We start from the raw sequence: 4,257 nt of genomic DNA, 5'->3' as shown, positions 1-4,257 counted from the left end.
AATGAGGCAACGTATCCGGCTACGCGGAGGTTTTCTATGAGTCAACGCGGCCCCTTGTCCCCACTGTCCCAGCGCGAGTATCGTGATCGCCACCGAACCCTTGAACCGGAAAGACGGCGGCCATGGATGACTCGGTTCCGATCCTGCTGATTGCCACCTCAGACCCGGCCTCGCGGCGCATTCTCGGAGATGAGTTGCGGAGACGCTACGGCGCCGACTACGAGGTGGTGGCCTGCGCCGACCACGCCCACGGGCGGGCCGTACTCGAGGGGCTCCGGCGCTGGAATCGCCAGGTCGCCCTCATCCTCGGGTGCTACGGACCGGCTGACCGCGGTGGACTCGATTTCCTCCGGCGTGCCTATGGCTTTCACCCCGCCGCCAAACGCGCTGTTGTGGTCACGTGGGGTGACTTCGCCAGCGCCCCCACGGTATTCCGGGCGATCGCGCAGGGGTACGCCGAACTGTTGATCATCCGTCCCGAACGGCCGCGCGACGAAGAATTCCATGGGGCGATCACCGACGCCCTCGACGACTGGCACCTGGCCCAGGGGGTAGGGTTCGAGGCGGTCCGGCTGATCGGGGAGGTAGGCGACGAAAGGACTCATACGTTGCGCGACTCCCTGAGCCGCAACCACATCCCGGTGGGCTTCCACCCTGTCGGGTCCGAGACGGCGGACCGGACGCTGGAGAGCCTGGGCCTGCGCGACCCCGCGCTGCCGGTCCTGGTGCTGGAGTTCACTGCGTCACCGGTTGTGCTCGAGAACCCCAGCGATGTGGAGATCGCCGAAGCGATGGGGGTGACGCGGCCGCCCCCGGCGGACAAGGTCTTCGATGTGGTGGTGGTGGGAGCCGGCCCTTCCGGTCTCGCGACAGCTGTGTATGCCTCCTCCGAGGGCCTCTCCACCATGGTGGTGGAAGGAGAGGCGGTGGGAGGCCAGGCCGGCACCAGCTCGTTGATCCGGAACTACCCCGGCTTCTCCCGCGGCGTCAGCGGCGCCCACCTGGCATACCGCTCATTTCACCAGGCCTGGACGTTGGGCACGGACTTCCTGTTCCTGCGGAGGGTGGAGGGACTCCGCGCGGATGGAGCACTGTACGCCGTGTCGATTTCCGACGGAAATGTGGTGCGCTGCCGCACCGTCGTGGTGGCAACCGGCGTGGACTACCGCCGCCTCGGCATACCGCAGCTGGAGGACCTGGTAGGCAGAGGCGTGTTCTACGGGGCCACAGTCTCCGAGGCGCCGTCGATGGCCGGAAAGCACGTCTGCGTCGTGGGTGGCGGCAACTCCGCCGGACAGGCGGTCCTGCACCTTGCGAAGTACGCGAAAAAGGTGACGCTGCTGGTTCGCGGAGCCACCCTGTCGGTCAGTATGTCGGAGTACCTCATCTCCCAGCTTGAGGCCACCCGGAACGTTGGAATCCGCTACAACACCTCGATCGTAGGCGCCCGCGATCAGGACGGATTCCTTGCGGCCATCAGGGTCGCCGCATCCGGAGCGGACGCTACCCAGGGCGAGGAGATTGAAGCGGGCGGCCTGTTCGTTCTGATCGGGTCGGTGCCGCGGACCTCCTGGCTGCCCGACACCGTAGAGCGTGACCCAGCCGGTTTTCTGCGCACCGGCGCCCGCCGGGATGTCCGTGAGGCGGGGTCCGCCAGGCCGGACAAGCCGCCGTTGGCGCTGGAAACCAGCATGCGCGGCATTTTTGCGATCGGCGATGTGCGGGCCGGTTCGATCAAACGTGTGGCCACGGCAGTGGGGGACGGCGCCACCGTGGTCTCGATGCTTCACACCTACCTGGCCGAGAACCCCCTGCCTGCCCCTCCCCCTGCTCCGGGTGATGAGGCGGCCGCACCTGAGGAGGTGCCACGTGATGTCCGTTTCACCTGAGGCCACACCGTTGATCCCGCCGATGCGGCGGCTGCTCTACGTCGCTGCATTCCTGGTGTTTCTTGCCGGACTGGTGCTGTTCGTGTTTCCGCTCCGGACTGATGAATTCTTCGCGTGGACAGTCAATCCGCCCATGACCGCGGTCTTCCTCGGGGCGGCATACTGGTCCAGCGCCGGCCTGGAGGTAGCGGGCGCCCGTTCGGCGGGCTGGGCTTCCGCGAGGCTGGCGGTCTGGCCTGTGTTCATCTTCACGGCACTGACCCTCGGAGTCACCCTGCTGCATCTCGATCGCTTCCACTTCTCGCCGAACACTGCCCTTACCGCCCAGATAGCCACTTGGGCGTGGCTGGCAATCTATGCCATCGTTCCCCTGGCAATGCTCGTCATCAGCTGGATGCAGATACGGTCGCGGCGTCCTTCGTTAGAGTCCGTAGCGGCGGGACGGCCAGTCCTGCCCCCAGCACTCCGGCTGCTTATGGTGGGAATCGCCGGTGTGCTGCTGCTCTACGGCGTGGCGCTCCTGGCAGTACCTGTTCCAGCCGCAACGTGGTGGCCATGGCAGCTGTCCGAACTCACAGCGAGGGCGGTCGGTGCGTGGCTGGTGGGTCTGGGGTGGTCGGCCGCCCAGGGCCAGTTCAGCAGTGACCTCCCCACCGTCCGCCCCGTGGCCCTGACCTCCGTTGTGTTCGTCATTCTGCAGGCACTGGCCCTGCTGCGGTATGGCGGGGCCCTGACCTGGCCAAGCGCACAGGCTATCGGCTTCGTCACGGTGCTGCTCGCCATTGGCGTGGCCGGTGCCTGGGCACTCGCGCTGTCCCGTTCACCGGTCGCCCGGACCGGAATTGCCTGAGCAGCCCCTGGAAGACTGCCGCCCTTAAATCACGACGGCGGCACCGCCCGCCGTCGGACGTCACCTCCCGAACTGAACCGTCCGCGTCCCTGACGTGCACAAACAGTCACATCCGCTCAGCCCGGGGGTTGTCGAGAAACCGGTTTCTCGCTAGTGTCCTTCTCAGCGCCCCGACGTGACCGCCGTCATAGTAGCCGCCGGACCGGAGCGCAGTTCATTCCAATGACGGAAGAGAGAACATGCGAAAACGAAGTACCTATTTATCCATGCCCGCAGCCCTGGCCGTGGCAGGAGCACTGATCATTTCGGCTCCGGCCGGCGCGACTCCCAACCCGCTGGCGGACCCCGCCGCCCAGACTGCCCAAACACCGCTGGAGCGCCAGGTTCTACCTCAAGGTGACGGCTGGGCATCCGAGGGAACCGGCACCACGGGCGGCTCAGCAGCAGAGGACGCAAACGTCTACGACGTCTCCACCAAAACCGGACTGCTGGCCGCGTTCGCAGCGGGCGGCGCCCAGCCCAAAATCGTCCGGGTCCACGGCACCATCGATGCCAACACCGCGCCGGACGGTTCAGCGCTGACCTGCGAAAACTACGCTGCAGGCACCGGCTACAGCCTGGAGCAGTACCTCCAGGACTTTGACCCGGCCACCTACGGCCGGAGTGAGGAGCCCGCCGGCCCGCAGGAGTCTGCGAGGCGTGTCGCCGCTGCCAACCAGGCGAAGTCCATCCGCTGGGATATCCCCAGCAACACCACCATCGTTGGCGCCACCGCGGACAGCAGCATTACCGGCGCGGCCCTCCGGGTCAACGGGGCAACCAACGTGATCGTCCGCAACCTCACTCTGCGGGACTCCGCCGACTGCTTTCCTGCCTGGGATCCGACGGACGGCGCCGAAGGCAACTGGAACAGCGAATACGATCTGCTTCAGGTCATCAACAAGGCCACGCACGTCTGGATAGACCATTCCGCCTTCACCGACGCCCCGAACCTGGACAGCTCCCAGCCGGTGTACTTCGGCCGCCCGTACCAGGGGCACGACGGCGCGGTGGACGTCACCAACGGCTCGGACCTGGTGACCATGTCCTTCAACAGGTTTTCGGACCACGACAAGCTGCTGCTCATCGGCTCCACCGATTCGCCCACCCGCGGAGACCCCGGCAAACTGCGCGTCACCCTTCATCACAACGTCTTTGAGAACGTCGGCCAGCGAGCGCCGCGCGTCCGTTTCGCCCAGGTGGACGTCTACAACAACCATTTCAAGGTCAACCAGGACAGCACCGTCCCCTTCGAATACTTCCTGGGCGCCGGAATCGACTCCCACCTGTACGCCGAGGCGAATGCCTTCACGTTGCCGGCCGGAATTGACGCCGCCGAAACCATCCGGCGGTTTAAGGGAACGGCCATCACCACCATCGCCAACGCCGTCAACGGCAAAATCACGGACCTTCGCGCGGAGTACAACGCCGTTGCAGCGCCCGCGGACCAGCTGGCCGAGGACACGTACTGGACCCCCG

General features: G+C 66.1%; 3 protein-coding genes. All 3 read left to right on the top strand.

From position 1 onward, the window contains the following. The first annotated feature begins 122 nt into the window (after positions 1 to 122). The gene (locus DBR22_RS23470; RefSeq protein ID WP_108600948.1) at positions 123 to 1,889 is read left to right on the top strand and encodes an FAD-dependent oxidoreductase; all 1,767 of its coding nucleotides are present in this window, start codon (positions 123 to 125) and stop codon (positions 1,887 to 1,889) included. Beyond that, positions 1,873 to 2,739 carry a hypothetical protein gene (locus tag DBR22_RS23465; RefSeq protein WP_258229435.1) on the top strand — a complete coding sequence of 289 codons (867 nt, stop codon included), beginning with the start codon at positions 1,873 to 1,875 and terminating at the stop codon, positions 2,737 to 2,739. The genes DBR22_RS23470 and DBR22_RS23465 overlap by 17 nt, the downstream gene beginning before the upstream one ends. Before the next feature lie 266 nt (positions 2,740 to 3,005). Next, on the top strand, positions 3,006 to 4,257 hold a 1,252-nt coding region (locus DBR22_RS23460; RefSeq protein ID WP_258229434.1), incomplete at its 3' end, for a pectate lyase family protein.

Origin of the sequence: Arthrobacter sp. HMWF013 (genome assembly GCF_003061105.1) — a bacterium.
Taxonomy (GTDB): domain Bacteria; phylum Actinomycetota; class Actinomycetes; order Actinomycetales; family Micrococcaceae; genus Arthrobacter.
The sequence above is the reverse complement of the archived record's forward strand: the minus strand, read 5'-3'. Positions and strand labels throughout refer to the sequence as shown.

Bases quoted from the DNA above. Each gene is read 5' to 3' on its own strand.
- DBR22_RS23470 (WP_108600948.1), top strand. From the start codon at position 123: ATGGATGACTCGGTTCCGATCCTGCTGATTGCCACCTCAGACCCGGCC.
- DBR22_RS23465 (WP_258229435.1), top strand. From the start codon at position 1,873: ATGTCCGTTTCACCTGAGGCCACACCGTTGATCCCGCCGATGCGGCGG.